Consider the following 26,853-nt stretch of genomic DNA (forward strand, 5'->3'; position numbering starts at 1 on the left):
GGGATTGGAAATGAGCCAATCGTATCGTGTGGCTTTTATCGGCTGCGGGAAACGCGCCTATGAGCATGCCATAGGGGTTAAAGCCGACAGCAGATGCCGTGTCGTAGCATTATCCGATCTTCAGGCGTCGGCTGCCGAAGCGTTGAACAGTGAATTCGGCTTCAATGCGGATGTATACGCCGATTATAAGGAAATGCTGGCGAAGGCCTGTCCGGATGTGGTCATCCTTTGCTTATGGACACCGCTTCATTTGTCTGTATTTCGCGACTGCGCGGAGGCGGGCGTAAAGGCAGTGTCGTCAGAGAAGCCGATGGCGCCGACTTGGGGGGAAAGCTTGGAGATGGGGCGCATCGCCGAAGAGACGGGATGCCAGTTGACGTTCTCCCACCAGCGGCGCTTTGCTTCCGGGAACAGGATGGTGCGCCGGCTGCTGGACGAAGGCGTATTCGGGCAGATCGTTCGGATGGATCTGTACTCTCCGCCCAATCTTCTCGACTGCGGGACGCACACATTCGATCAGGCGATGAGCTTCATGAACGAATGCCCAGCCAAGTGGGTGCTCGGTTCAGTGGATGTCAGTGAAACCTATAACTGGTTTCAAGTTCCTTCCGAATCCGTTTTTGCAGGAATCGTCGTGTTTGAGAACGGCGTTCGTGCGAACATCCAAGCCGGCGGACCTGACATGGATATTTGGGGCGGCGTTCGAGTTACGGGCACCAAAGGGTTTATCGAGGTGTTCTGGGATGGAGATATCCGCGAGGCGGCCGTGTACGCAGACCCGTCGTGGAAGCCTCCAGTAGAGACCGGCGAGCCGAACGAACAGATGGCAGGCCTGTTCCGAAATGTCATCGACTGTCTCGTTTCGGGAGAGGAACCCGAGCTGTCCCATCGCAAAGCGCTTCGCGCGGCGGAAATTATCTTTTCCTTCTACGAATCGGTACGCCGCAATGCGCGCGTTCAACTGCCGCTTACGGGCGTAACCGACAATCCATTCATAACGATGCTTGAGAGCGGAGCTTTTCCGTCAAAGGACAAAAACGACAAGGAGCTGGCGATATGAACAGACCGAAGCTAGGTCTTATCGGCTTGATTAAAGAAGAAGCGGATAAGGATTTCTGGGGAACGATGCAGCGCGTGGCTGAGATCGGCTATGAAGGCATCGAAGGAGCCGGCGAGCTTCTGCAAGGAGATGTGAAAGCCAATGTCAGGCGGTTTCATGAGCTGGGTCTGCAAGTAGCCACTCATAGTGCGAGCTCAGATCAATTGCGCAACGATCTCGACAAAGTCATTGCGGAGGCGTTGTCCTTGGAAACTTCCCATGTAACCTTGTGGTGGGCGCCTTGCAACTCGAAAGAGGAGCTGCTGCGTGACGCCGAGCTGTACAATGCCGCAGGCGCCCGGTTGGCTGCCGAAGGGCTGAAGCTGTGCTACCATAACCACGACCACGAATTCAAGACGACCTTCAACGGCCTGTATGCACTGGATATTCTCGCGGAGCATACCGATCCGAAATCGTTGTATTTCCGAATGGATGTGGCTTGGATTACAGTCGGCGGAGCCGATCCGGCTCACATCTTGCGCAAAATGGCAGGCCGCGTCCCCGCGATACATATCAAGGATGTGTATGGGACGGACGTGGTCGGCAAATGGACGGCAGTCGGAACCGGAATCGTCAGCATCCACGACTCGATCCGGACGGCCTGTGAAATCGGCGGGGTCGAATGGATGACTGTCGAGCAGGATCAGCTGCGCAACTTGACCGCATTCCAAACGGTGCTGGTCAGTTATCTTAACTTGAAAGAGGCTGGTCTAGTTTAAACCTTTATCAGCATGACAGGAGGATATGATCCCCTCATGGCAGACAGTGAAAAAGAGTTCATGCCATCTTGAACTCGGCGCTGTTGATCGGAGGGGATTTTTCTATGCCGCCGAAGAAGGTACGAACATTTGAACGCAGTGACGAGGAGAATTTCTTCTGAATTTCCAACAAATAAAAAGACCGGCACACTATATTAGCGATTGTTTATATAAACGATTGCTAATATAATAGGGAGAGAAGTTCATGTTGGAGGTACATAATGGAAGCGCGGATTGAAGAATTGGCCGGACATTTGAAGTTATTGGGCGACAAATCCCGGCTCATGATCCTGGCCTACCTTCGGGAACGAGAGTTATGCGTATGCGATCTTGTCGAGCTGGTCGGATTGTCGCAGCCGGGCGTCAGCCAGCATCTGGGGAAGCTCAAGGCGGCCGGATTGGTGAAGGAGTCCCGGAGAGGGACCTGGATCTACTATTCTTTAAACCTGGAAGACAAATCTCATGTGGAATCGATTTTAAGCTGCATCCCGCCGCAAACCGAACGGCTGAGCCGGCTGAAGGGCTGCGGGGAATAAAGAGGGGTCAAAGATGGCAATCACGGCAGCAATTCTATTTGCAACTACGCTTGTATTCGTTATTTGGCAGCCCAAAGGACTCGGCATCGGCTGGCCGGCCGCCGGGGGAGCGGTTCTTGCCTTGCTCTTTCAAGTCGTTACCCTTGAGGATGTCGCGGCGGTAACGGGAATCGTATGGAACGCGACGCTGGCTTTCGTCGCCATCATCCTGATCTCGCTGGCTTTGGACGAGATCGGCTTTTTTGAATGGTCGGCCCTGCATATGGCGCGGCTGGCCGGAGGAAGCAGCCTGCTCATGTTCATTTATATGATTCTGCTGGGGGCGGCCGTATCGGCTCTGTTCGCCAACGACGGAGCCGCGCTCATCATGACTCCGATCGTGCTGGCGGTGGTGCGCGCGCTCCGGTTCGACGAGCGGATGGTCCTGCCTTTCGTCATGGCGAGCGGCTTCATTGCGGACACGGCATCCTTGCCGCTTGTCGTCAGCAATCTCGTCAATATCGTCTCCGCCGATTTTTTCGGCATCTCCTTTGACGAATACGCCAGCGTGATGATCGTTCCCGCGCTATTCTCCATAGCGGCCAGCCTGCTCGTGTTGTACCTGTTCTACCGGAAAAGCATCTCCGGCAGCTACACGGTCGGCGAGCTGAAAAATCCGCTGGACGCCATCAAGGATCCCCGGCTGTTCAAGATGGCCTGGGTGGTGCTGGCGGCTCTTCCGATCACGTACTTCGCCAGCGGCTGGCTGCATGTTCCGGTTTCCATTCCGGCGGGAGCGATCGCGCTCCTGTTCCTGGCAGCGGTACGCAGAAGCCCGGAGATGGATGTCCGGAAGCTGGTCAAAGGCGCGCCGTGGTCGATCGTCATCTTTTCCATCGGGATGTACGTCGTCGTATACGGCCTTCGGAATGCGGGGCTGATGGACTCGCTGACTTCTCTGTTCGAAGCGATCGGCCGGCAAGGCTTGCTGATCACGAGCATAGCCGCAGGGTTCATCGCAGCGTTCCTGTCCTCCGTCATGAACAATCTTCCGACGGTCATGATCGATGCGCTGGCCATCCAGGCAACGAAGACGAGCGGCGTCATTCGGGAAGCGATGATCTATGCCAACGTCATCGGCTCCAATCTCGGACCGAAAATCACGCCGATCGGCTCGCTCGCGACTCTTCTGTGGCTGCATGTGCTGTCCCGCAAAGGCTTGCGCATCGGCTGGGGGTATTATTTCAAAGCGGGAATCGCGCTTACGGTTCCGACGCTGCTGATTACTCTGGTCGGACTCTATTTGTGGCTGTCTTTCCTGTCCTTGAATATCATTCATGTCTGGCTTGCGAATGCGGGCGCTGTTCTGATCTTTGTTGCCTTCGGCTGGCTGCTGATTGCAAGATCAAAATCGAAAAGGAAAGGGGATATCCCGTCTTATGAACGCTAGACCGATGGTATATTTCTTATGTACCGGCAACTCCTGCCGCAGCCAGATCGCCGACGGCTTTCTCAAGGCGGAAGGGCGTGGACGGTTCGACGTCAGAAGCGCCGGCTTGGAGGCTCACGGCTTGAATCCACGCGCCGTGCAGGTGATGAAGGAAGCCGGGATCGATATAAGCGGGCACAGCTCGGATGTGATCGATCTCGATTTGCTGAACGCTGCCGATTATGTCATCACCCTATGCGGGCATGCAGACGAGCATTGCCCGGCCATATCCAATACGGACGTCATCAAATGGCACTGGGGATTCGAGGATCCCGCCAAGGCGACGGGAACGGAAGAGGAGATCATGGCGAAGTTCCGCGAGGTGCGCGATGCCATTCATGCCCGAATCGCCGATTTTGTACGGGAAAGGAACGCGGCCGGCGAGGAGCCGTCCTCCCGCCAGTAAAACATTTTCAACGGGTTCTTTGGTTGCAACAAAGGTATTCCGACGCGGCTGGCGTCCGAATGCCTTTTTGCTTTTTCTGCATAGAGGCTTCTACACTACACTATGCTCAAGGATGTAATCATGTCGGGCTTATTTAAAGGAGATGCTGCCCCATGAAAGATAATGAATCCAATGAAAATAAAAATGACATTTCTTCTTTTAACGACGTTACAAATCATTATCACAACATCATGGGTACGCCTACTAAAAAAATCGATATGAAGACGATGCCAAAAATACTGCAATGGTTTGGTTATTCGGTATTTGTTGTTTTGGGGATAGCTGTAATCCTATTCTTCCCTTCCATCTTCTTTTCCTTTTCAAGCGACGTAGAGTAGATGGGGAAATTCGCTTGATTGTCATCATCCGAATGATCATTTGCAGGGGAAATCGGTTTAACCTATTTCTTACCTCAGGTTCATGAATCCTCCATGTTATGCTGATTAGAACATGGAAAGATAGAGTCTCTATTGAACGAATAGATTCGCTACGTCCGCAGATGTTGACCTCCTGCGGGCTTTTTTGCAAGCTGCCGGGCAGATATTACATTCATGTGTATGAGCCGGAGCTTGTGGTGGAAGAGATCGAATGCATGATGAAGGGGATAAAGAGATGAACGATGCGAGGACGCAGCTCAGACATAACTTGCAAAGAGTAGAGAAGGAGAACTACCAGCTTCGCGTAGGAGAGAGCAGGGAGGATTATATCGCTCAAATGCTGCGGTTCATCGGCGATCCCGATCCGGAATTGCGGGATGGACTCATCTATCCGACATTCTATGTCTGGATGACGGAGGAGAGATTGACCGAAGAAGAATGGCAAAGCCTTCTCAAGGTGCTCGCCGATGAGAATCATTTGTTCTACCATATCGGCAGGGATGGCGATCAGACGGTATTTACGAGGACTTTCTCCGTATTGCCGCTGGCTTTGATCGCCAGGCGGCATAGTCGAAAGCCTTTTCTGGACCAAGACGGCTATGAGCTTCTGAAACATTCGCTGCTCCGCTATTATCGGGAGGAAAAGGATCTTCGCGGGCTTCTGCCTGAAGAAGGCTGGGCGCACAGTGCCGCGCATGGAGCGGATGCGCTGAAGGAGCTGGTCCAGTGCCCGGAAAGCGATGCTGCGGTACAGCGCGAGATGCTTGCCGCGATCCAAGGCATGCTGCAGAATGGAAGCCATATTTTCGGCGAGGAAGAGGATGAACGAATCGCAAGCATCGTGGACGCCATGATCGGCGTTGGGCGGCTTGCTCAGGCGGAGATCGGGGATTGGATAACCGGATTATCGACCTGCTTGAATTGGCCGGGAAGCCGGGCGCAGGCTGTCGCCCGTGTGAACGGCAAGAGCCTTCTTCGCTCTCTTTACTTCAGAAGAGGACAAGAGGGGGGAGGAAATGCTCTTGCCGCCGCTATTCTCGAAACGGAAGCGAGCCTGAACAGATTTGCCGTCGCGGACAGGCAGCGGCAAACCTCCTGATCCGGCTGCTCTGAGCTTGATCCTGAGTCGCCCGAACCCGATCCGATTCTGTCGTCTCAAGGCGGCTTGCTCTCTGTTTTTAGGCCTGCTTACGAAAACATTTCCGTATTCGGGTTCTTTCGTTGCAAAAAAAGGCATTCCGACGCCGCTGGCGTCGCAATGCCTTTTTGCTTGCCCTGCATAGATGGAGCCGTACCGTTCGGCGGTTACGTCTGGCTTTTCTTGATGTACGTCTTGACTTCCGGAGGCGTATACAAAGCGAATTTGTCCAGCAGCGAGGCCGGGTCGGAATCCGACAGCGCCATCGACATGTATTTGTCCTGGAGGAACTGCTCCTTGTTCATATGGCCGAAGAAAGAGATCAGCCCGTCGTAGTAGCCGTCCACGTTCAGCAAGCCGATCGGCTTGCCGTGCAGGCCGAGCTGTCCCCAGGTGAAGATCTCGAACAGCTCTTCCATCGTGCCCGGGCCGCCGGGCATCGCGATGAATCCGTCCGCGAGCTCGGACATTTTCAGCTTTCTTTCGTGCATGGAACCGACCACGATCAGTTCGGTGAGTCCGCGATGGGAAATCTCCCTTTCCTCCAACATCGTTGGAATGACGCCGATGACCTGGCCGCCCGCCTGCAGAACGGAATCGGCGAGCACTCCCATGATGCCGACGCTTGCCCCGCCATAGACGAGGGTGATTCCCCTCCGAGCCAGTTCCGAACCGAGTCTGGATGCTCCTTCGGCATAGGTCGGCTTGGCGCCCATGCTGGATCCGCAAAATACCGCGATTGCTTTCAAACGTGTCTACCTCCCCTAAAAGCAGTCCCTCTCATTATACCAACGAGAAGCCTGGAGAGATGTTGAAAAATAGTAAAAAGCAGCCGAATGCAATCATTCGGCTGCCGGACTCGGATCTAGCAGAGATTAAAATACGGTTGCTTTCTTGCTCGTGGATGCGATGCCGTTCGTACCGTTGAATACGAGGCTGCCCCAGGACGTCAGCTCTATCATACGCCGGAATAAGCCATGAATCCGCCGTCGACCGGAATCACCGTGCCGGTCACGAAGCCGGACGAGTCGGAGTCGAGCAGCCAGAGCAGCGTGCCGAGCAGATCCTCCGGAACGCCGAAGCGGCGCATCGGAGTATGGGCGATGATCTTGCCGGAGCGATCTGTCCAGCTGCCGTCGGGATTTTGCAGCAGCCCGCGGTTCTGCTCTGTGAGGAAGAAGCCCGGAGCGATGGCGTTGACGCGGATTCCGGATTCGGCCATATGGACGGCCAGCCACTGCGTCCAGTTGTTGATCGCGGCTTTGGCGGCGCTGTAGGCCGGCACCTTGGTCATCGGCGAAGGAGCGCTCATGGAGGAGACGTTGAGCACGGTGCCGCCCCGTCCTAGCATCTGCTTGGCGAACGTCTGGGTCGGAAGGAGCGTTCCGACCATGTTGAGGTCGAACACGTTCCGGAAGCCCTGGACGCTGAGATCGAAGAAGGATACCGTCTTCTCGTCTTCCAGATCCCCGGAGCGGAAAATCTCGTTCGTCGTGTTGGCGCTGGGATGGTTGCCGCCGGCGCCGTTGACGAGAATGTCGCATGGACCGAGCCGCTCCTGCACGGACAGGGCAGCGGCTGCGACGCTGTCCGGATCGGTCACATCGCAGGAGAGCGCGATGGCCGTGCCGCCGGCAGCCGTGATTTCATCGGCGACGGCAGCCGCTTTGTCGAGGCTGCGGCCGAGGACGGCGACGCGGCAGCCCTGGCGGCCGAGCTCCAGCGCCATGACTCGGCAGAGCACGCCGGAGCCGCCCGTGACGACGGCGGTTTTGCCTTCGAGAGAAGCATGCAGAGGCAGGAGACTCATGAAGCGTGTCCCTTCTTCACGGCGGATGGAGTCAGGCTGCCTGCGGCGTCCCACAATCCCCACAGATACATAATGCCGAGCGCGCGGTCGTACAGTCCGTAGCCGGGACGGCATTGCTCATCCCAGATATGCCGTCCGTGATCCGGGCGGGCGTAGCCGTCGAAGCCGATGTCGTGGTAAGCCTTCACGATGCCCGCGATATCGACCGTTCCGTCCTGCGTCCGGTGGGACGTCTCGATGAAGTCTCCGTTGTCGAACACCTTGACGTTGCGGATATGGGCGAACGGAATGCGGTCCGCGAATTCGTGGATCATGCCGACGATATCGTTGGCGGGGTTCGCTCCGAGCGAGCCGCTGCACAGCGTGATGCCGTTGGCGGGACTGTCATGGAGAGACAGGAAGCGACGCAGGTTGTCCTGACCGGTGATGATGCGCGGGAGGCCGAAGATCGGCCATGGCGGATCGTCCGGGTGGATGGCCATCCGGATGCCGAGCGTTTCCGCCGCCGGGATGACTTTGTCGAGGAAATACTTCAGGTGATCCCAGAGATGCTCCTCGGTCACTCCGCGATACGCCTCGAACAAGGAAGTGAGATGGGAGAGGCGCTCCGGCTCCCAGCCCGGCATCGTGAGCGTGGAATTCGCGTTTATTTGCCGGACGAGCTCGAACGGATCGACGTTTTCGATCCGGCTTTTCTCATAGAACAGAGCGGTCGAGCCGTCTCCGCTCGGATGATGGAGATCGGTGCGCAGCCAGTCGAAGACGGGCATGAAGTTGTAGCAGATGACCTTCACGCCTACTTGAGCCAGCTTTTCCATCGTTTTTATGTAGTTCTCGATGTAGACATCGCGGCTCGGGAGTCCGAGCTTGATGTCCTCGTGGATATTGACGCTCTCGACGACGTTGATGCCGAGGCCATGCGCCGCAGCCTGATCTCGGATGTCCACGATCCGGTCGAGGGGCCATTCCTCCCCGGCCGGAATGTCGTGCAGCGACCAGACGATCTCGGTGACGCCTGGAATTTGCCTGATTTGGCTCAAGGTGACGGTATCGTTGCCTTCACCGAACCAGCGGAAGCTCATGTTCACTTGGCATTCTCCCTTTCCGGCTTGAAATAATGCGGATACTCCTTCTTGAGCAGCTCCTGGTCGGCGATGCCGAGCCGCAAATGCTGCTTCATGAGGTCGTCGGCTGCTTCCTCGCGTCCATCGGCGATCGCTTCCGCCATGGCGGCATGCTGCTCGTACAGATGAGTCCAATGGGGATCGCTCGCCAGACGCAGCAAGCGGGCCCGGTTCAGATGAAGATTCATCTGCTGGATGACCGACCAGGTGTTCAGCTTGCCGCAGCCCTGGAACAAGGCGCGGTGGAACGCCTCGTCGAGCTCGAACAGCCTCCGGTCGTCGAGCCGCGTCATCGCATCCTGCTGGGCGGCGAGATTGTCCCGCAACGCGGAGAGCGAGAGCGGAGGGAAGCCGGCGCAGGCGAGCCGGATGACGGCTCTCTCCAGCTGCTCCCTCATGAAGCGCGCTTCCTCCACGAGCTCCGGGTCGATCAGCGAGACCAAGGTGCCGCGCTGCGGGAGCACTTGGACCAGCTGTTCCTGAGCGAGCCGCAGGAAAGCTTCCCGTACGGGAGTGCGGCTGACGCCGAAGGCGGCGGCCGAGTCCTTTTCGGACAGAGCCGTTCCCGGAGGCAGCTCCAGGCTGAGAATCTGTTCTCTCAAGCTGTCGTACACGATGTCGCGGGTGGATGAACCGCGGGTTGCGAGGGGTTGATTCATGGCGGTATCGCCTCCTCCTTTTTGATACTACCATACTACCATACCAGTTTGACAGCGTTTTCTTGAAAACGGGAACGGAGGTGCGCGGATGCAGCATCGGCAGCGGCCCGATCAGGCGTCCAAGCCGCCGTCCAAGGCGCCGTTGCTTTCGGAATCGCAGTCTGCAGCGGGGCTCAGACATGCAGCTGCTTCCTGTATTCGGAAGGAGAGAAGCCCGTCCAGCGCTTGAACTGGCGGCTGAAGTGGGCGATATCGCGGTAGCCGAGCATGCCGGCGATCATCTGGATCGAATACTTTGAGTCGGACAGCGGATGCCTGGATTCATGCAGGAAGAGCGAGGACCAGTATGCTCAACTACGGCATCTCGATGGGCAATTTCTCGCTCGCGACGGTCGCGCTCTTCACGGGCGTCTACCAGTGGAACTCGTGGTTCGATGTGTTCCTCTACAACCGAGAAAGTGAATCTCAGCACGCTCCAGTACGATCTGATGAAGATGCTGGCGAACTCCAACTCGAATTCCTCGATGACGTCGGCGTCGGCATTCGCGAACAGCGCGAACTCAAGCTCGAACTTCGTCACGCCGAGCTCCATCCGCGCGACGATGACGATCGTGGCCAGCCTGCCGATGATCATCATGTATCCTTTCCTGCAGAAATACTTTGTCAAAGGCATGACCGTCGGCGGCGTGAAAGGCTGATGCCGGCTTTCAATCGGTACGATTCAAAAAGCAGCGGCAATCGGATGAATTCATGTCCGGAGCCGCTGCTTTTTATGTGGATGTATGCGGTGCGTCTATGCGGTGCGTCTTGATTTGCGTAGCAAGCGACGAAGCTAGGAGCATAGGCTCCTGATTCCGGTCAGCGAACCATCCAGCCGCCGTCCACGCAGAGGACGTGGCCGTTCATGTAATCGGAAGCCTGGGAAGCGAGGAACACGACCGGTCCCTTCAGGTCCTCGGGCGTTCCCCAGCGGGCTGCCGGAATCCGTTCCGTAATGGAACGATAGCGGCCTTCGTCGGCTTGGATAGGGGCGGTATTGTTCGTCATCATGTATCCCGGAGCGATAGCGTTGACCTGGACGCCCTTCGCGGCCCATTCATTGGCGAGCGCCTTGGTCAATCCGGCGACCGCATGCTTGCTCGCCGCGTAGCCGGGCACGTTGACGCCGCCTTGGAAGGAGAGCATCGAGGCGATGTTGATGATTTTGCCGCTGCCCCGCTGGATCATCCCCCTTCCTGCCAGCTGGCTGAGATAGAAGACGGCATTCAAGTTCAGGTTGATGACATCCTCCCAGTCGCGGCGTCCGTGCTCCGCTGCAGGCGTCCTGCGGATGATGCCGGCGTTGTTGACGAGGATGTCGATGCCTCCCGTGAAGGAGAGAGCAGCGGCATAGACGTCCTCGAGGGCGTCCAGATCGCCGAGATCGGCGGGGAGATCCTTCGCTTGGCCGCCGAGGCCGCGGATCGTCTCGACCGTTGCCCGGCTTCCCGAGGAGGAGACGGCGACGACGGCAGCGCCGCTTTCGGCCAGGGCGACGGCCATGGCTTGCCCGAGGCCGCCGGAGGTTCCGGTGACAAGGGCCGTTTTGCCGGTCAAATCGAACAAGGGCATCATTCCTTCATTCCTTTCATGGCTTATTGGAGGAGCTAAGAAGGAGCTGCGGCTTGCAGCCTGACACCCGCTTCGGCATACTCCTTGGCGCAGCCGGAAGGCAGCAGGGAATCCGTCAGGATGGCGTTCATTTCGCTGAGCTTGGCGAAGGTGAACAGAGCGCTTCGGCCGAACTTGCTGCTGTCTGCCACGGCATAGGCTTGGTCTGCGGTTTCAATCATGGCGCGCTTGATTTCCAGCAGCTCGCCGGTATAGATCGTGAAGCCGTTCTCCGGATGAACTCCCGTCGCGGACATAAAAGCCTTATGGATGTTCAGCCTCCGCACGTAGGCGGCTGCTTCCTGGCCGGCAAGCATATTGCGGACCCGATAGCCTCCGGGAACGACGAGGCGTATCGCATCCTTAGGAGCGAGCTCGGCGATGATCCTCACATCGTTCGTGACGACCGTCAGCGGCGCGTTGTCCAGCCGCTTGGCGATCTCCAGCGTCGTGCTGCCCCCGTCCAAGGCGATGACCTCGCCCGGCTTGATCAGCTCGACAGCCAGTCCCGCGATCTCGGCCTTCTCCGGATTATGCCGGACGAGCGGCTCTCGGGAGCTCAGAATCCCGAGCTGATCGCTTTGCGCCAGCATGGCGCCGCCGTGGATCCGGGTCAGAAGCCCCCGCTCTTCAAGCTTCTGAAGATCCTCGCGGATCGTCTTTCCCGTTACCTGCAGCCGCTCGCTCAGCTCGGCCACCGTCACTTCGCGCTGGGCGAGCAGAATTTCCATAATCGTCTCATAACGCCGCAATGGGTTCATTTTCGTTCATCCATTCGTTTTTTTCTCTATTTTAGTTCACTCATGGCAACGGGGTCCATATCCTCGAACACTTGGTTCTCGCCGGCCATGCCCCAAATGAACGTATACCTGCAGCTGCCGACGCCGCTGTGGATGGACCAGCTCGGGGAGATCACGCCCTGTTCGTTGCGTACGACCAGATGGCGGGTTTCCTGCGGCTCTCCCATGAAGTGGAAGACATTGCCGTCCTCCGGCATGTCGAAGTAGAAGTACACCTCGGAGCGGCGATTGTGCGTATGGCAAGGCATCGTGTTCCACATGCTTCCGTCCTTGAGCAGCGTCATGCCCATGACCAGCTGGCAGCTCTGGATGCCGCCGAGATGGATATAGCGGTAGATCGTCCGCTCGTTGGAGTTGGCCGGGCTTCCAAGATGATTGGGCGAAGCCTCGCTGATGGCGGCTTTCGCTGTCGGATAGGTCTGATGAGCAGGAGTGGAGTTCAAGTAGAATTTGGAAGGATTGGAGGCGTCGGCGCTATGGAAGGCGACTTCGCCGGCGCCGCGGCCGACATAAAGGCAGTCCTTCGGCTCCATGGCGTACTCGATGCCGTCTACGGTTACGGCGCCTTGACCGCCGACATTGATGATGCCGATCTCGCGGCGTTCCAGGAAGGATGCCGCGCCGATCGTCTTCGGATCGGCCTCCAGCTTGACGCTGCCCTTCACCGGCATGACGCCGCCGACGATGAAGCGGTCCACATGCGTGTAGAAGAGAGCGAGGCGGTCGGCTTCAAACAAGCTCTCGATCAGAAACTCCTGGCGCAGGCGGCCCGTATCGAAAGCTTTTGCTTCCTGCGGGTGGGAAGCGTAACGGATTTCCATTTGAATTCCTCCTAATAGGTTTGAATTAGTTCATTTAAGTTCATATTAGTTCGTTTAAGGTTTAATTTCAAGAGCAAAATGCCGGATTCAGGAAAAAACGGGGACATAGAACGGAGGCTTGTAAAGCTTCTGCTCGATTGTGCCAGCCACATTCGCTATCTCAGTGGGGGAGCCGGTGCATCGGAATGGGGTGTTTGGCCTGTATTGTGCAACGAGAGTCAAATGGGAGCGATAATCGGTCCATCTCGGTCAAGAGCTGCAACCGCTGCCATGATACAATCACGGCATGCCCCGTCGACAGGCGGGCGGAACCGAAGCATGGGGAGGCATTCAAATGACGACTGAGCTGAGAATCGGAATTGTCGGGCTCGGCAATATGGGCTCGGGCCATGCCGCGTATCTGGCGGCGGGCGAAGTGCCGGGAGGCGTGCTGGCTGCCGTATCGGATGTCCGGGAGGAGAGGCTCTCCTGGGCGAAGGCAGCCTTCGGCGACTCCGTCAAGACGTACGGAAGCGCCAGGGAGATGTTCGATTCCGGCGAGGTGGACGGCGTCCTGATCTGCACGCCGCATTATTCCCATCCCGAAGAAACGATAGCCGCCCTTCAAGCGGGACTGCATGTGCTTGTGGAGAAGCCGGCCGGCGTGTATACGAAGCAGGTCAAGGAAATGAACGAGGCTGCCGCGGCCAGCGGCCGGGTGTTCGGCATCATGTTCAATCAGCGGACGAACCCTCTTTACCGCAAGATGCGCGAGCTGATCGGATCCGGAGAACTCGGCGAGGTCAGGCGCATCAATTGGATCGTCACGGATTGGTACCGTTCCCAAAGCTATTACGACAGCGGCGGCTGGAGAGCGACCTGGGAGGGCGAGGGCGGAGGCGTCCTGATGAACCAATCGCCCCATAATCTCGATCTGTGGCAGTGGATCACCGGTCTCATGCCGACTCGGATCCGTGCTTTCTGCGGCTTCGGCAAACATCGGGACATTGAAGTAGAGAACGATGTTACCGCTTATGCCGAATATTCGAACGGAGCGACCGGAGTGTTCATCACGTCGACCGTCGATGCGCCCGGCACGAACCGGCTCGAGATTACCGGCGACCGCGGCAAGCTGGTCGCCGAGGACGGCAAGCTGACGTTCTGGCGTCTCAGAACGCCGGAGAGCGAGTTCAACCGGACGTACGCCGGTGGCTTCGGCAGCCCGGAGACATGGCGGATCGATGTCCCGGTGCCGGGCGGCGATCCCAACCAGCACCGGGCCGTGACCCGCAACTGGGTCGATGCCATCGCCGGACGCGCCCCGCTGGAGTCGCCCGGAGAGGAAGGAATCAAAGGCTTGGCACTGGCCAACGCCATGCTCCTGTCCGCCTGGACGGACGGATGGGTGGAGCTGCCGCTGGATGACGAGAGGTATTACCGTGAGCTGCAGGCCCGCATCGCGGCTTCGACTGCCGGCAAGGATCAGGCGGCTGCAGGCCGCACGCTGGATGTGAAGGGCACTCATTAAAAGCTGGGGATGGGCAAATATAGCGTCGCAGCGAATAACGCTGCTTGATGCAAGGGGGAACCGCAAGTGAGCAAGGACGGTATGAATTATGCCCCGCAGGGGAAGCCGAGTCCCGTCGTCGGCAGGGGGGAATTCGTGTTCGCCGCTGTCTGCCTCGACCACGGCCATATTTACGGCATGTGCAACGGGCTGATCGAAGCCGGCGGCACGCTGAAGTCGGTTTATGATGCCGATTCCGATCGGGCAGCCGCATTTGCTTCCCGCTACCCGGGCGCGGCCATTGCCGGATCCCTGGAAGAAGTTCTTCAGGATCCGGAGCTGCATCTCGTCGCGGCAGCCGCCGTGCCGAACGAGCGTGGACCGCTCGGCGTCAAGGTCATGCGGCATGGCAAGGATTATTTTACGGACAAAACGCCGTTCACGGAGCTCTCGCAGCTGGAGGAAGCCCGTCGCTGCGCTGCCGAGACGGGCCGCAAGTATGCCGTCTATTACAGCGAAAGGTTGCATGTGGAGAGCGCCGTATTCGCCGGAGAGCTTATCGCCGACGGAGCGATCGGCCGTGTTGTGCAGGTGATGGGCACCGGCCCGCATCGGCTGAATGCGCCGTCGCGGCCGGACTGGTTTTTCGACCGGCAGCGGTATGGAGGCATCCTGTGCGATATCGGCAGCCATCAGATCGAGCAGTTCCTTCATTTTGCCGGCTGCCGCGATGCCCGGGTGCTCCACAGCAAGGTGGGCAATTACCAGCATCCAGCCTATCCCGAGCTGGAGGATTTCGGCGATGCCAGCCTGCTGGGCGACAACGGAGCCAGCCATTACTTCCGGGTCGACTGGCTGACGCCGGCAGGCCTCTCGACCTGGGGGGACGGACGCACGGTCATCCTCGGCACGGAAGGATATATAGAGCTGCGCAAGTATGTGGATATCGCCCGTTCCCCGCATGGTGATCATCTCTATCTCGTGAACGGCGAGGGAGAGCATCATATGGAGCTGTCCGGCAAGGTCGGGTATCCGTTTTTCGGCAGCCTGATTCTTGATGTCCTGAACCGGACGGAGGAGGCCATGACGCAGGAGCATGCGTTCAAGGCGGCGGAGCTGTGCCTGCTGGCGCAAGCGGAAGCGATAAGGATCGGCGGATTCAATGGAAGATCCGCCTTGAAGGAGGAGCCTGCTTCCTGGAGGCGGGAATAAATCAGATGATAGATCGGAGGCCATCTCGACCATGACGATTCAGCTGTCTGTATTTACCGTGGCAACGCCGGAGCTCTCTCCGGAGGAGCTGGCCGCAGCCGCCCGCAAGGCAGGCCTGCAGGGGATAGAATGGCGCTGCAAGGATACTCCCGCAGAAATCAGGCAAGAGAAGCCCTCCTTTTGGGGGAACAATCTGGCTACGGTGCCGCAGAGCGCGGATGCCGGCGTGCTGGCCCGGTTCCGAGGCGCGGCGGAGAAGGAAGGACTGAAGTCCATAAGCTTGACGCCTTATCTGCAAGCAGGCGATCTGGAAGGGACCGAGCAGGTGCTGGCTGCTGCGAGGGAGCTCGGGGCGGATTATATCCGTCTCGGCGTGCACGGCTACGACCGATCGAGACCTTTCGGCGAGCTGTTCGGCCTGCAGAGGATCTACCTGCGCGAGGCTTCAGGCCTGTGCAGGCAGTATGGAGTCAAAGGCCTGATCGAGACCCATCACGGCACGATCGCCCCGAGCGCTTCGGCAGCCATCCGGCTGTGCGAAGGGCTGGACACGGACGCCGTCGGGGTCCTCTACGATCCCGGCAACATGGTCCATGAAGGCTATGAGAACCACCGCATGGGCTTGGAGATGCTCGGGCCCTATTTGGCTCATGTGCATATGAAGAATGCCGGGTGGACATCGACGGCCGATGCCGATGGAAGCGTCCGGTGGAACAGCAGCTGGACGGGCATGAAAGGCGGAGTCGTCCGCTGGAAGGAAGTCGTCTCCGACCTCATCGCCGTCGGCTACGACGGGTTCATCGGGGTGGAGGATTTCAGCGGGCAATACAGCTCGCCGGAAATGCTGGAGCAATACTCGCGCTATATGCGCGAGCTGCTGGAGACCAGCGGTGCCGCGTCCGGAGCCTGACCGGTCCTCTCTTACCAGAAGCGATGGACGATGGTATGCTGAACCCATGGCACATAGCCATGGAGAGGATGTGGCATGCATGTCCGGAAGCGGCGGTTATCCTGCCGGCCTGCTCGATTATTCCTTTCGCGACGATGGGCAGGTCATGCAGGATTTCCATTCTCACCCCTACTATGAGATTTATTTCTTCCATGAAGGGGATTGCACGTATCTGATCGGAAGCCGCATTTACCGGCTGGAGCCGGGCGACATGCTGCTCATGTACGGCATGACCCTGCACAGGCCCAAAGTCGATCCGAGCCAACCTTACGTGCGGAGCATCATTCATTTCTACCCCGATCCGCTCCGGGCCGCCTCGCCCTCCGGGGCGCAGTTGCCCGTCATGCGGCCGTTCGAGGAGCTCCGCAACTATCGGCTGTCTCTGCGGGGAGAGCATCGGGAAGAAGCGGAGCTGATTCTGGCCAGGATGGACCGCTTCAAGAAGCAGGGCGATGCTTCCGGCCTGTACCGGATGAAGCTGGCGTTCGAGGATCTGCTGGGGTTCATCTACGAGCGATGCCAGGAGCCGATGAATCTGGCGCCGGAACGGTCGAGGGACAAGGAGCAGATCGCGCAGGATATCATGGACTATATCGGCGGGCATCTTTCCGAGGAGCTCACGCTGGAGCGGCTTCAGAGCGAGCTGCATTTGAGCCGTTCTTACCTGTCCAGAACGTTCAGGGAAGTTACAGGCGTGCAGCTGTTCGAGTATATCTACAAGCAGCGGGTCAACCAGGCCAGGGTGCTCTTTTTGCTGGAGCCGGACATTTCCGTTACGGAAGCGGGCTTCCGCGTCGGGTTCAAGCATCCGGCCCATTTCAGCCGTCTGTTCAAGCAGACGGTCGGCATGTCTGCCGACAAGTACCGGCGCAGCCTTCCAGGTTTTTAAAGCCGGCCAGCAAGAAGCATCTCCGAAGCGATCTCCACTCGCTCCGGAGATGCTTTTTTTTTTCGTTTCAATCGGAATGGAATGGCGAGAGGGAGAAAAGGCTGTCAGGGAGAGAAGGCGGAGAATATCGTTACGCTGCACAAAATCCGAAAAGTGGATTACAAGATGCAAAGCTCTATATTTACACGACAGGTTATAAAATATAACATGAAAACAATTTCGAAGGAGCTGAATGAGAGTGGGTGGCCGCATATTGTCGCTGGAGCTCTCATCCTATCGGCTGATTCCTTTGATGAACGGTCATGCAAGGATGCCATCGCGTCCGGAAAGGTATGAATGCTGCCATGAGCCTAGAGGAACTGAACGCGCGCGTCCACAAAGATCTTGCCTATATTGCTTTTGGAGGAAAGGATTGGGTTCGTCCCCGCGTACATCCGGACGGCCACGTCTATGACGTTGTCATCGTCGGCGGCGGCCAAAGCGGTCTCGGCACCGCCTTCGGCCTGCTGCGGGAGAGAGTGTCCAACATACTCGTCATCGACGAAAATGCAGAGGGCTGCGAAGGTCCATGGGAAACTTATGCCCGAATGGTCACGCTGAGGACGCCCAAGCATCTGACTTCCATCGATCTCGGCGTTCCATCCCTGACCTTCCGCTCCTGGTGGGAATCGCAGCACGGAGAGGAAGGCTGGGAGGCGGTGGACAAAATTCCGCGCGGCGAGTGGATGAATTATTTGCGATGGTATCGCCGCATCCTCTCTCTGCCTGTCCGGAACGATGCCAGGCTGAAGCTGATCGAGCCGCTGCCCGGCGGCATCCATCGCCTTCATGTGGAAGGCCCCGAACCGTCATCTCCCCATCTGCTGGCGCGCAAGGTCATTCTGGCTACCGGCATACAGGGAGGCGGAGAGTGGCATGTTCCCGGCATCGTGGCCGACAACGTATCCAGCAGCTTGTACGCCCACACTTCGGAGCCGATCGATTTCTCCAAGCTTGCCGGGAAGAGGATCGCTGTGCTGGGAGGGGGAGCATCGGCGTTCGACAATGCCAACCACGCGCTTGCTCAAGGAGCAGCCGCCGCGCATGTATTCGTCCGGCGCAGCGAGCTGCCTCGGATCAATCCGATCCGCCAGATGGAGTATTCGGGCATGATCGAGCATTTCCACATCCTCTCCGATGAGGAGAAATACGAGGCGATGGCGCATTTCTTCCATCATAACCAGCCTCCGACCAATGACACCTTCCAGCGGGCATGCTCCTGGCCCGGCTTCAGCCTCCATCTGGGAGCGCCATGGCTGGCTGTCAGGGAGGAAGGGGAGCAGGCGGTCGTAACGACGCCTCAAGGAAGCTTCGCTTACGACTTCCTGCTCGTCAGCACCGGCTTGCTGACCGATCCGGCGCTGCGTCCGGAGCTGAAGCTGGTGGAAGGCCATATCGCCCGCTGGAAAGACCGGTATGACGCTCCTGAGCCCATCGCCAGCGCAGTGCTTGACGCCCATCCTTATTTGACGCCAGGCTTTGCCTTCACGAGCCGAAGCGAGGAGGGGAACAGCCTGCTGCACGGACTGTTCACGTTCAATTACTCCGCGATGATCAGCTGCGGCTTGTCGGCTTCGGCCCTTTCGGGCATGCGCTATGCGATTCCCAAGCTTGTATCCGCCGTGTCGAGCCAGCTGTTCCTCGATGACCGCAAGCCGATTCTGGCCAGCTTTTACGCTTATGACGAGCAGGAATTCGCCGGATATTGGCCGGCCGCTTCAGAGGTTGCAGCAGATGGCGGCTGAAATGAAAGCGCGGTGGATATGAGCAGATGCGTGTGGAAAAGATGCGCGTAGAAATAAGCATATGCGCGTGGAGATAAAAGGGAGATAGAGTGTAAGCCTGAAGAGGCCTGCCGAGTTTTTCGGCAGGCCTCCGGTTTTTAAGCCGAGTCGGGGGACGAGAAGGTCAAGCTCGGATTATGGTCTGCGGCATCCTTGAATACGGAGAGCAAGGCGGATGTCGTCCGTTCGCCAAGCAGCTTGAGGCTGTCTTCGATGGAAATCCAATGAATGGCCAGAGGGGAACCGGCATAATCCGTCAGGCAATCGTAAAGAGCGTCCAGATTGCGGCCATAATAATCGGGGAAGTGCAGCTCGCGGCTAAGCGCATCGTGAAAAGCTTCGATCGTCGCCAGCTTGCTGCCGTCAAGTAGCAAGATCTTGTCCAGCCTTCTCATCTCCTTGGAGAGGGTTCTTGTCTATTCCAAGAATAAGGGACTTGCCTGAAAAAGCAAGTCCCCCAAGCTGTTCACCACTTCTGGAAGCTGGCGTAATGGTCGCTTGTCGTGTAGTAGAGGCCGTCATTGGAATAAAGGACCCGGGAAGCGTTGCGGCATCCCGACGTGTAGTAGGCATCCGCCTCGCGCCAGGTGCGTCCCGACTTGGCTGGAAGCAGGCCTTCATAGTTGGAGAAGACATCCCCGCCGATGCTGTAGCCGGGTGCTACTGTAGCCAGATTGCATTTGCTGGACACCCAGCCTTTGCTTGTCGCCTGGCTTTTCGTCAAGAAGTTGGCCGGCAGCTTGCCGTTTGCCTTGATGTAGTTGATGATGCCGGCAAAATCGGTCGGTCCGGATACGGCTGCATCCGCCACCGGGGCAGCTTGTCCAATCAGCGGACTTACATTGCCCAGCAGCAGAGCCAGCATGAGGACGGCCGACGCTAAAAGCCTGACGATTGATTTCATTACATAATGCCTCCTTTTCGATAGGGAAGATAGTTGCAATTGGATTATACAGGAATTTAATAGGCGACGAATTATCGATTTCGTAAAAACGCTTGATTCTGCCTTCGCAAGGCTCTATTTACTGCCTCTTATCCAGTCCCGGCATCAATTCGGGCAGCCGAATTTTGATGAGATAACTCTCATTTATTTCTAAGAAAGGCCTTGAAAGGCATGTCCCCCCTGGATTTCTGCTCTTCGTGGAAAATCTTAGGCCGTTAAAAATCTGCTACAGTTGGGATAGACCAACAACCCCAGGAGGTTTTCACCAACATGAGCAGTAATTGGTTCAACCGCAAGCTGATCGGAGCGAGTCTGTGCGCCACCGTGGCATTTACCGCTATTGGAGCCGTTTACGTCCCGCCGACCCCGGCAGCTGCGGCATCTTCTTCTTTTGAGACTACCATTACATATGGCGTCAATATGCGTACACAGCCAAGCAACTCCGCCGCCAAAATCCGCATGCTGAAAAAAGGCGAAGCGGTCCATGTCGTCGGACAGGCCAACAGTTACTGGCTGCATGTCCTGACAGCAAAAGGCGAGAGCGGATATATCTCCTCCGGCAGCAAGTACACCACATACTCGCGATCAGCAGCGGGAGGCGGCAGCGGAAGCGTGCAGCCTGGAGCAAGCGCGAAAGCCGATCAGGTCGTCTCGCTGGCGCAGAGCTATATCGGCAAAATATCGTACAGCTACGGCGTCCGCAATGAGAGCAAGCTGATCTTCGACTGCTCCTCCTTCACCCAGTTCATCTACGGCAAAGCCGGAGTCAGCTTGAAATGGGGGACAAGCTCCCAGAAATCCCAGGGAAGCGCCGTCAGCCGGGCAAATCTGAAGAAGGGCGATCTCATCTTCTTCGACACCGTCGGTACGAACAATGGCGTCATCAATCATGTCGGCATCTACATGGGCGACGGCAACTTCATTCACAACACTCCATCCGCCAACGGGGTGACGGTGAACAGCCTGACATCCGGCTGGTGGAAAGACCGCTTTGTATCCGCGCGCAGCGTGCTGTAGAAACTCGCCTCGGATAACTGCGCAGCGTGCGGGGGAAACTCGCCTCGCAAGTCCGCGCAGCGTGCTGCGGAAGCTCGCCACGCATGGCCGCGCAGCGTGCTGCGAAAGCTCGCCTTGGATGTCCATGCGCGATGCCATGGACTTTCGCCTTGACTGTCGCTCCTCGATCTGCAAGAATTCGCTGCGAACCCGCTTACGGCTAGCGGCAATTATCGCGATAGAACGCTAGGCCGCTCCTCCAGGAGCGGCTTTTTTTCATTTCCTTGGCTATTTTTACGTCTTTTTAACGCTTCGGACGTCGATCTTTACCCCGTTTTTACAGCTGCCCGCAGTACCATTTGATCCGCTCGATAGAACGGAAGCGAAGAAGCCCGGCGCGCCGGATAGCGCCGGGTTTTCTCATCCGCCGTGAGAGCCTCTCAAGCGACCGGATACTCCGATTCCAAGCGGGCATTGGCGTAGAAGGGCGGACGGATGGCGATGAGCGGCAAAGCGAACTTAAAAGGTTTGTAAGCGACCTCGACCGTTTCCTTGGAATAGGGCATGAGCAGCAGCTTGATGCTCTCGTCATAATAGTATTTCACGATGATCTCCTCCTGTAAGCCTTGTTGCTGCTTGATACTATATTCCATACGGAGCCGTGCGGGCACATCGCAAAAGATTGAGCCGGGTGGGCAGGCACGGCAGGCGCCCAGAGCCCATAGGCTATGGATACAAGAAGGTTCAGGAGGTAGGACGCGGCATGAGTGAAAAAAAAGACGATGGCCTCAGCGAAATCCGGGACTTGCAGGAATGGTTCGAGAACTGCAAGCAGAGCGGTTATCCGCTGTACCCGGCCTACGGCAAGATTACCCGCTACGAGGATGTGCAGATCAGCTTTCCGGAGCAGCGCCAGCTGTTCCAGCCGGGTCTGGAGAAGCTCATGGTGCCTCGCCCGATCATCGAGAATCCCCATTACAAAGGCAGCGGCAAGCTCGAGGGCAAGGTCGCGCTGATCACGGGCGGAGACAGCGGCATGGGAGCTGCGGTCGCCATCGCCTTCGCCAAGGAAGGGGCGAATGTCGCGATCTCCTACCTCGACGAGCATGAGGACGCCGGCCGCACCAAGGCTCGCGTGGAGCATTTTGGAGGCCGCTGCCTGCTGCTGCCCGGCGACCTTCGAGACAAAGCCCACTGCAAGTATATCGTCGCCAAGACGGTCGAGGTTTTCGGCTGCCTGAACATTCTCGTGAACCATGTGGGCATCCAGTTCCAGCAGAACGAGCTGACGGATATTACGGATGAGCAGTTCGACGAGACGTTCAAGGTCAACATCTATTCTCATTTCTATACGACGAGGGCCGCGCTCCCGCATCTGAATGCGGGAGATTCCATCATCAACACGGCGTCGGTCGTGCCCTACGTCGGGGAAAAGCAGCTCATGGACTATACGGCATCCAAGGCCGCTATCGTCGGCTTCACGCGGGCATTGGCCAAAAACCTGGCGAAAAAAGGCATCCGCGTCAACGCCGTCGCCCCCGGGCCGATCTGGACGCCGCTCATTCCTTCGAGCTTCTCCGCCGATCAGGTAGCCGTATTCGGAACGGACACTCCGATGGGGCGGCCGGGCCAGCCGTTCGAGCTGGCTCCGACCTGGGTGTACCTCGCTTCGGACGATTCCCGATATGTGACGGCGCAGGTGCTGCATGTAGACGGTGGCCTGTCGACGAATTCATGAGCCGCTGCTGCTGCAGTCAGAGCGGCTCTCGCGCACAAAAAACAGCCGATCCTATGCCTCAGGGTCGGCTGTATCGTCTGGGGCCGGGGCGGGAGTCAGCCTCGCTCCATGGCGGACTTCATGCCCGGCAGCTTGCCGGCGACGTCGTGGACGAAGGCGTCGGTTTCTTGAGGCGAGAGGAAGCGGAACTCGTAATCGCCGCCCCAATCCTTCTGGAAAGCATGGCCTGTGTAATAGGCGGCGATCCGGTCGATCTGCTTCTGGATCTGTCCCGCCGGGAAGATGTCCAGATAGTCGGGGAAATCGCGGACGCTGCTGAAGCAGCGGGTGAAGATGTTGGCGGGCTCCTTCTCTAGATACAGGAAGTCGGCTCCGTACCAGTCGCTTTTCAGCCGGAAGGAGCGGTCCGGCATTCCCTCAAGAGCTTGCGTGGCAGGCTCCCTTCTTTTGCGCTTCTGGAGCTCGATCCATTCGATGTCGGTCAGCAGATGGCAGTAGCAGCCGAGCAGGAATGCGGTTCGAGGATTCATGGCATCCGCTTTCTCCGCTCCTTCCGGCAGGTACGCTTCCAGGAACCGTTCCGGGCGAATCATTTTGTCGGCGTCGAGGAAATGGGTCGCGGACTTGGGGGGCTGGAACTGCCCCGTGTCCGGATCGGGCAGGCCGCAATCCGGGCCGATGTGGCCGACGACGAACTCCGGCAAGCTGGCCTTGAATCCGTTCTTAAGCATTTGATCCGCGATTCGAAAATGGGTCATCCATGTTGCCATGTCAGCCTCCAATAATCCCGATGCACGGGAGGATGATTTCATGACGAGGCTTGACCGGCAAAAGTTCCGTTCTCTCCCATTTATTCCTGAATTTACTTCGGGTCGGAAGGATTGGGCGTTGGCGGGAGAAATTCTGGATGCGGCATCGGATTCATTCGACCGCTTCGACCAGCCCGTCTACGTCATGGGGGATTTCAAGTTCGACAATCTGCTGGTCAGACGCAGCGTAGAGCAGTGGGAGCTGAGCGGCCTGTTCGATTTCACGAACGGCTACTTCGGAGACGGGGCAGCCGATCTGCCCAAGATCGCGACCCAGTTCATCGACCGCGGCAGATCCGATCTCGCCGAGCGATTTCTTCGGGCTTATCGAGACGGGCTGGACGATAAGGAAGGGTTCGATCAGAGGATCAAGGTCCATATGCTTCATCAAAAGGTTCTGGATTGGGGCTGCTTCCATGCGATCGGCACGGTCAGCTGGAATCCGGAATGGACATTCCGGGATTGGGCGTCCCGCTACATAGGGCTCTAAGCGGCTTGCTGTCCCGGCACGGCTGTGATCCCGCAAAACCCGCTCGGTGGCGAGCGGGTTTTTTCTCCTTGATTCCCGGCTTGACGAAACAACCTAACACCGTTATGATTGGCGCGAAATCACATGTATGTTATCCTAACAAACCTAACAATACGATTTTGAAAGCGTTTAAAGCGCATGGGGAGGATGAGCACTATGACATCGATCGTCATCGGAAGCTGGACGTTCAGAGCGGTTGACCGCGGGGAAGCATGGCTGGAAGCGAGTGTTCCCGGCTGCGTCCATACCGATCTGCTGCGCAATGGAAAAATCGAGGATCCCTTCTATGGAACGAATGAACATCGGCTCCAGTGGATCGACAAGCAGGACTGGGAATACGAAGCCCAGTTCGATGCCGCGGCGGAGCAGCTGGACGAGGACTTCGTCCGGCTCGCGTTCGAGGGGCTGGATACGTACGCGGACGTTGCGTTGAACGGATCCCGCCTGTTCTCGGCGGACAATATGTTCCGGCTATGGACGGCCGATGTGAAGGGCCTCCTCAAGGAGAGCGGCAACAAGCTCCATATCCGCTTCCGCTCGCCCGTCAACGAGGATCTGCCGAAGCTGGAGCGGCTCGGCTATGCGCTTCCGGCGACGAACGACCAGTCGGAGCTCGGAGGCCTTGGAGACAAGCGGATCAGCGTTTTCGCCCGCAAAGCTCCTTATCATTACGGCTGGGATTGGGGACCTCGATTCGTGACGAGCGGCATTTGGCGTCCGGTCCGTCTGGAGAGCTGGTCGGGCGTCCGCATCTCGGATCTGTTCATCCGGCAGGACTCCGTCTCGGCCGAAGCGGCCGAAGTGACGGCGGTTGTCACGGTGGAAGCCGCCGCATCGGGTCCCTCGACGATTGCCGTATATGTGGAAGGACAAGAGCACAGGCTCGAAGCGGACTTGGAGACGGGAGTCCAGACGCTGGAGATCCCCGTTCGGATCGAGCAGCCGCGCTTATGGTGGAGCCGAGGTCTCGGCGAAGCCTCTCTGACGGAGTTCCTGGCCAAGGTTGAAAAGCGGGACGGAGCCGCCGACTCCAGGACGGTCCGGACCGGACTGCGTTCCGTCCGTCTTGTGCGCGACCGCGACGAAGCCGGCACCTCGTTCTTCTTCGAGCTGAACGGCGTCGCCGTGTTCGCCAAGGGAGCGAACCATATTCCGAACGACAGCTTCGTAGCGGAAGTGACGGAGGACCGTTACCGCCATGAGATCTTGTCCGCGGCCGAGGCGAATATGAACATGCTGCGCGTATGGGGCGGCGGCATCTACGAGCAGGATATTTTCTACGACCTGTGCGACGAGCACGGCATCATGGTCTGGCAGGACTTCATGTTCGCCTGCAGCATGTATCCCGGCGACGAGGCCTTCCTGGACAGCGTGCGCGCGGAGGCCGAGGACAATCTGCGCCGGCTGCGCAACCATCCGTCCATCGTGCTCTGGTGCGGCAACAACGAGATCGATTCCGCCTGGGCCCACTACGACGAGAACGGGGGCTGGGGCTGGAAGAAGGAGTTCACTCCAGAGCAGCGGGAGAGCATCTGGGCCGACTATGAAGCGATCTTCCACAAGCTGCTTCCCGAAGCGGTGGATGCGCTGGCGCCGGGCATCGGCTATTGGCCATCTTCGCCGCTGATCAGCCTTGCCGAGGATGCCGGCCAGCATGCCTATCCGGAATCGACGGCTGGAGATGTCCACTACTGGGGCGTGTGGCATGCCGTAGAGCCGTTCGAGAACTACAAGCTCAAGATCGGCCGCTTCATCAGCGAGTACGGCTTCCAGTCCTTCCCGGAATACAGATCGGTGCGCTCCTTCGCCGAGGAAGCCGATATGGAGCTTCTGTCCACCGTCATGCTCGCCCATCAGAAGAACGGAGCCGGCAACAGGCTGATCAAGGAATATATGGACATGTATTTGCCGGAGCCGAAGGACTTCCCTGCCTTCCTCTATGAAAGCCAGATCCTGCAGGGCGAGGCGATGAAGATGGCGATCGAAGCCCATCGGCGCCGCCGCCCTTACTGCATGGGCACGCTGTACTGGCAGATGAACGATTGCTGGCCGGTCGCCTCCTGGGCGGGCATGGATTATTTCGGCCGCTGGAAAGCGATGCATTATTACGCCAAGCGCAGCTTCCGGGACGTTCTTCTTTCCGCAGACCGGACCGATACGGGGATCGATCTCCATCTGGTAAACGATTTGCAGGTCTCCGTGCAAGGCACCCTCAAGGTCAGCCTGCTGGATTTCTCCGGGCTCGCGCTTGCCGAGCGCGAGGTGCCGGCTGCGGCGGCAGGCGGCCAATCGCTGCTGCTGCTCTCGCTCGCACGCGGAGAGCTGCTGCCGGAAAGCGCCGCTTCCGATTCCGTTCTGGTGACGGCGGAGCTGATCGCCGAAGACGGGTCGCTGCTTGCCGCAGCCACCGGCTTCCTCGAAGGCGACCGCCAGCTTGCGCTTGCCCCGGCATCGATCGATGTGGAAGAGATCGAGGGCAGCGGCGGCAGCCGCTTCCGCGTCAGCGCCAGCCGTCTGGCAAGAGCGGTATGGCTGCAGAGCGGCAGCGAAGGCATGTTCAGCGACAATTTCTTCGACCTGGTGCCGGGACGGCCCGTGACGGTGGAGTTCAAGGCGCTGAAGCCGGGCGCAGCCCGGTATGAGGCTGCGGACGCCGGCAGGGTGACGGCCTCGTCCATGGCGGATGCAGTGAATGCCCTCGCCTTGAAAGGCTGAGCAATAGCAGTCGGATTGGGTGTTCTGCTGTCCATAGGACAGCGGAGCAGCCCTTTTCCTTTTCCTGCGCAAAAAGGCG

27 protein-coding genes and 2 pseudogenes are annotated in these 26,853 nt (G+C 58.2%); 17 read left to right on the forward strand and 12 right to left on the reverse strand.

Going from position 1 to position 26,853, the window contains the following annotated elements; translation table 11 throughout:
• Positions 1-10 precede the first annotated feature (10 nt).
• From AC06G8_RS08850 to AC06G8_RS08880, 7 genes are all read left to right on the forward strand, one after another.
• Positions 11-1,060 (forward strand): Gfo/Idh/MocA family protein, encoded by a 1,050-nt coding sequence (locus tag AC06G8_RS08850; protein ID WP_480285055.1) that lies wholly within the window; start codon positions 11-13, stop codon positions 1,058-1,060.
• Positions 1,057-1,818 (forward strand): sugar phosphate isomerase/epimerase family protein, encoded by a 762-nt coding sequence (locus tag AC06G8_RS08855; RefSeq protein ID WP_480285056.1) that lies wholly within the window; start codon positions 1,057-1,059, stop codon positions 1,816-1,818. Before AC06G8_RS08850 ends, AC06G8_RS08855 begins: the two co-directional genes overlap by 4 nt.
• A 260-nt stretch (positions 1,819-2,078) precedes the next feature.
• Complete coding sequence (locus tag AC06G8_RS08860) at positions 2,079-2,393, forward strand: ArsR/SmtB family transcription factor (RefSeq protein WP_480285057.1); 315 nt, start codon at positions 2,079-2,081, stop codon at positions 2,391-2,393.
• Between the two features lie 13 nt (positions 2,394-2,406).
• The gene (locus AC06G8_RS08865) at positions 2,407-3,822 is read left to right on the forward strand and encodes an arsenic transporter (RefSeq protein ID WP_480285058.1); all 1,416 of its coding nucleotides are present in this window, start codon (positions 2,407-2,409) and stop codon (positions 3,820-3,822) included.
• Entirely contained in the window at positions 3,812-4,267 is a 456-nt protein-coding gene (arsC, locus tag AC06G8_RS08870) for an arsenate reductase (thioredoxin) (protein ID WP_480285059.1), read from the forward strand. Before AC06G8_RS08865 ends, arsC begins: the two co-directional genes overlap by 11 nt.
• A gap of 152 nt (positions 4,268-4,419) precedes the next feature.
• Positions 4,420-4,644, forward strand: coding sequence for a hypothetical protein (locus AC06G8_RS08875; RefSeq protein WP_480285060.1), 225 nt, complete (start codon positions 4,420-4,422; stop codon positions 4,642-4,644).
• Positions 4,645-4,918: 274 nt separating this feature from the next.
• The gene (locus AC06G8_RS08880) at positions 4,919-5,782 is read left to right on the forward strand and encodes a DUF2785 domain-containing protein (RefSeq protein ID WP_480285061.1); all 864 of its coding nucleotides are present in this window, start codon (positions 4,919-4,921) and stop codon (positions 5,780-5,782) included.
• A gap of 206 nt (positions 5,783-5,988) precedes the next feature.
• On the opposite strand, the gene AC06G8_RS08885 is transcribed toward AC06G8_RS08880, so the two are convergent.
• From AC06G8_RS08885 to AC06G8_RS08905, 5 genes and pseudogenes are all read right to left on the reverse strand, one after another.
• Positions 5,989-6,570, reverse strand: coding sequence for an LOG family protein (locus tag AC06G8_RS08885; protein WP_447661913.1), 582 nt, complete (start codon positions 6,568-6,570; stop codon positions 5,989-5,991).
• Between the two features lie 209 nt (positions 6,571-6,779).
• The gene (locus tag AC06G8_RS08890; protein ID WP_480285062.1) at positions 6,780-7,631 is read right to left on the reverse strand and encodes an SDR family oxidoreductase; all 852 of its coding nucleotides are present in this window, start codon (positions 7,629-7,631) and stop codon (positions 6,780-6,782) included.
• Complete coding sequence (gene uxuA / locus AC06G8_RS08895) at positions 7,628-8,719, reverse strand: mannonate dehydratase (protein ID WP_480285063.1); 1,092 nt, start codon at positions 8,717-8,719, stop codon at positions 7,628-7,630. Before uxuA ends, AC06G8_RS08890 begins: the two co-directional genes overlap by 4 nt.
• The gene (locus AC06G8_RS08900; protein WP_480285064.1) at positions 8,716-9,414 is read right to left on the reverse strand and encodes a GntR family transcriptional regulator; all 699 of its coding nucleotides are present in this window, start codon (positions 9,412-9,414) and stop codon (positions 8,716-8,718) included. The genes uxuA and AC06G8_RS08900 overlap by 4 nt, the downstream gene beginning before the upstream one ends.
• Before the next feature lie 173 nt (positions 9,415-9,587).
• Positions 9,588-9,761 (reverse strand): annotated as a pseudogene (locus AC06G8_RS08905) (helix-turn-helix domain-containing protein); the annotation flags it as partial.
• Between the two features lie 35 nt (positions 9,762-9,796).
• Here AC06G8_RS08905 and AC06G8_RS08910 point away from each other — a divergent pair.
• A pseudogene (locus AC06G8_RS08910) lies at positions 9,797-10,112 on the forward strand (carbohydrate ABC transporter permease); the annotation flags it as partial.
• A gap of 160 nt (positions 10,113-10,272) precedes the next feature.
• Here the strand turns inward: AC06G8_RS08910 and kduD are convergent.
• From kduD to kduI, 3 genes are read right to left on the reverse strand one after another with little or no spacing between them, the layout of a single operon-like run.
• On the reverse strand, positions 10,273-11,025 hold the full coding sequence (kduD, locus tag AC06G8_RS08915; protein WP_480285410.1) for a 2-dehydro-3-deoxy-D-gluconate 5-dehydrogenase KduD: 753 nt from the start codon (positions 11,023-11,025) through the stop codon (positions 10,273-10,275).
• A gap of 35 nt (positions 11,026-11,060) precedes the next feature.
• Positions 11,061-11,825 (reverse strand): DeoR/GlpR family DNA-binding transcription regulator, encoded by a 765-nt coding sequence (locus AC06G8_RS08920; protein WP_447661909.1) that lies wholly within the window; start codon positions 11,823-11,825, stop codon positions 11,061-11,063.
• Positions 11,826-11,851: 26 nt separating this feature from the next.
• Positions 11,852-12,685 carry a 5-dehydro-4-deoxy-D-glucuronate isomerase gene (kduI, locus tag AC06G8_RS08925; protein ID WP_480285065.1) on the reverse strand — a complete coding sequence of 278 codons (834 nt, stop codon included), beginning with the start codon at positions 12,683-12,685 and terminating at the stop codon, positions 11,852-11,854.
• A gap of 334 nt (positions 12,686-13,019) precedes the next feature.
• On the opposite strand from kduI, the gene AC06G8_RS08930 reads away from it, so the two are divergent.
• From AC06G8_RS08930 to AC06G8_RS08950, 5 genes are all read left to right on the forward strand, one after another.
• Positions 13,020-14,192, forward strand: a complete 1,173-nt coding sequence (locus AC06G8_RS08930) for a Gfo/Idh/MocA family protein (protein ID WP_447661907.1) — start codon at positions 13,020-13,022, stop codon at positions 14,190-14,192.
• 81 nt (positions 14,193-14,273) lie between these two features.
• Positions 14,274-15,383 carry a Gfo/Idh/MocA family protein gene (locus tag AC06G8_RS08935; RefSeq protein ID WP_480285411.1) on the forward strand — a complete coding sequence of 370 codons (1,110 nt, stop codon included), beginning with the start codon at positions 14,274-14,276 and terminating at the stop codon, positions 15,381-15,383.
• Between the two features lie 37 nt (positions 15,384-15,420).
• Positions 15,421-16,293, forward strand: a complete 873-nt coding sequence (locus AC06G8_RS08940; protein WP_480285412.1) for a sugar phosphate isomerase/epimerase family protein — start codon at positions 15,421-15,423, stop codon at positions 16,291-16,293.
• Positions 16,294-16,372: 79 nt separating this feature from the next.
• Positions 16,373-17,221: a helix-turn-helix transcriptional regulator gene (locus tag AC06G8_RS08945; protein WP_480285066.1), complete on the forward strand. Its 849-nt coding sequence runs from the start codon at positions 16,373-16,375 to the stop codon at positions 17,219-17,221.
• Positions 17,222-17,565: 344 nt separating this feature from the next.
• Positions 17,566-19,005, forward strand: a complete 1,440-nt coding sequence (locus AC06G8_RS08950; protein ID WP_480285067.1) for an FAD/NAD(P)-binding protein — start codon at positions 17,566-17,568, stop codon at positions 19,003-19,005.
• Positions 19,006-19,142: 137 nt separating this feature from the next.
• On the opposite strand, the gene AC06G8_RS08955 is transcribed toward AC06G8_RS08950, so the two are convergent.
• Together AC06G8_RS08955 and AC06G8_RS08960 are read right to left on the reverse strand one after the other, a co-directional pair.
• A complete protein-coding gene (locus AC06G8_RS08955) occupies positions 19,143-19,418 on the reverse strand; it encodes a barstar family protein (RefSeq protein WP_447661904.1) in 276 nt (91 codons plus the stop codon).
• Between the two features lie 92 nt (positions 19,419-19,510).
• Positions 19,511-19,948 carry a ribonuclease domain-containing protein gene (locus AC06G8_RS08960; protein ID WP_447661903.1) on the reverse strand — a complete coding sequence of 146 codons (438 nt, stop codon included), beginning with the start codon at positions 19,946-19,948 and terminating at the stop codon, positions 19,511-19,513.
• 309 nt (positions 19,949-20,257) lie between these two features.
• Between AC06G8_RS08960 and AC06G8_RS08965 the strand changes: the two genes are divergently transcribed.
• Positions 20,258-21,004 (forward strand): C40 family peptidase, encoded by a 747-nt coding sequence (locus AC06G8_RS08965; protein ID WP_480285068.1) that lies wholly within the window; start codon positions 20,258-20,260, stop codon positions 21,002-21,004.
• 419 nt (positions 21,005-21,423) lie between these two features.
• Here AC06G8_RS08965 and AC06G8_RS08970 read toward each other — a convergent pair whose 3' ends face one another.
• Positions 21,424-21,588 (reverse strand): hypothetical protein, encoded by a 165-nt coding sequence (locus AC06G8_RS08970; protein ID WP_447661901.1) that lies wholly within the window; start codon positions 21,586-21,588, stop codon positions 21,424-21,426.
• Between the two features lie 158 nt (positions 21,589-21,746).
• On the opposite strand from AC06G8_RS08970, the gene AC06G8_RS08975 reads away from it, so the two are divergent.
• Entirely contained in the window at positions 21,747-22,721 is a 975-nt protein-coding gene (locus tag AC06G8_RS08975; RefSeq protein WP_480285069.1) for an SDR family oxidoreductase, read from the forward strand.
• 95 nt (positions 22,722-22,816) lie between these two features.
• Here AC06G8_RS08975 and AC06G8_RS08980 read toward each other — a convergent pair whose 3' ends face one another.
• Entirely contained in the window at positions 22,817-23,491 is a 675-nt protein-coding gene (locus AC06G8_RS08980; protein ID WP_480285070.1) for a zinc dependent phospholipase C family protein, read from the reverse strand.
• 40 nt (positions 23,492-23,531) lie between these two features.
• Here AC06G8_RS08980 and AC06G8_RS08985 point away from each other — a divergent pair, with 40 nt between their 5' ends.
• Both AC06G8_RS08985 and AC06G8_RS08990 read left to right on the forward strand, forming a co-directional pair.
• Positions 23,532-24,020, forward strand: a complete 489-nt coding sequence (locus AC06G8_RS08985; RefSeq protein WP_480285071.1) for a phosphotransferase — start codon at positions 23,532-23,534, stop codon at positions 24,018-24,020.
• A gap of 186 nt (positions 24,021-24,206) precedes the next feature.
• Positions 24,207-26,774: a beta-mannosidase gene (locus AC06G8_RS08990; RefSeq protein ID WP_480285072.1), complete on the forward strand. Its 2,568-nt coding sequence runs from the start codon at positions 24,207-24,209 to the stop codon at positions 26,772-26,774.
• Positions 26,775-26,853: the final 79 nt, after the last annotated feature.

Source organism: Paenibacillus sp. SJS-P3, assembly GCF_056711585.1.